The organism is Bradyrhizobium sp. sGM-13 (genome assembly GCF_018398875.1).
Classification (GTDB): Bacteria; Pseudomonadota; Alphaproteobacteria; order Rhizobiales; family Xanthobacteraceae; genus Bradyrhizobium.
Genome location: NZ_JAGWDK010000175.1, coordinates 1 through 560 on the forward strand (window position 1 = coordinate 1; position 560 = coordinate 560).

The 560-nt window shown below is 63.2% G+C and carries 1 protein-coding gene; it reads right to left on the reverse strand.

Going from position 1 to position 560, the window contains the following annotated elements:
• On the reverse strand, positions 1 to 560 hold a 560-nt coding region (locus KJQ96_RS38655), incomplete at both ends, for a transposase (RefSeq protein ID WP_213291182.1).

The window sequence follows — 560 nt, forward strand, 5'->3', positions numbered from 1 at the left end:
GGCCGAGATAGGCCAGGACCTGGGCGGGTCCGCCGAAGGGCCGCTTGGCGTAAACAACCCAGTTGACGCGTTGCATGGCTTTGATTCGACCAGCGAAAGCGTCGAGTTCGGCAAGAGATGCAAGATCGCCGAAGAAGCGCAAGGCGCCGGCGTTGAAGGCCGCGATCAGGCGTTTGAGAAAAAGCCAGCGAAAGAGCCGGGACAGCGGTTTGATGGCCAGGAAGAAGTTCGGTCGGCTGGCGATCCAGCGTGTTCCGTCAGGTGACAGGCCGCCGCCCGGCACGACACAGTGAATGTGAGGATGATGCGTCAGCGCCTGTCCCCAGGTATGCAGGACCGCGACGCCGCCGATCTCTGCACCGAGCCGTCGCGGATTGGCAGCAAGCGTCGTCATCGCCTCAGCGGCGGCCTTAAACAGGATGGCATAGACGACGGCCTTGTTCTGGAAAGCGATCGCTGCGATCGGTGCAGGAAGCGTAAAGACGACGTGGAAATAGGGAACCGGCAGCAGGTCGGCTTCTCGCGCGGCAAGCCACGCGGCTCGGGCTCGCCCCTGACAC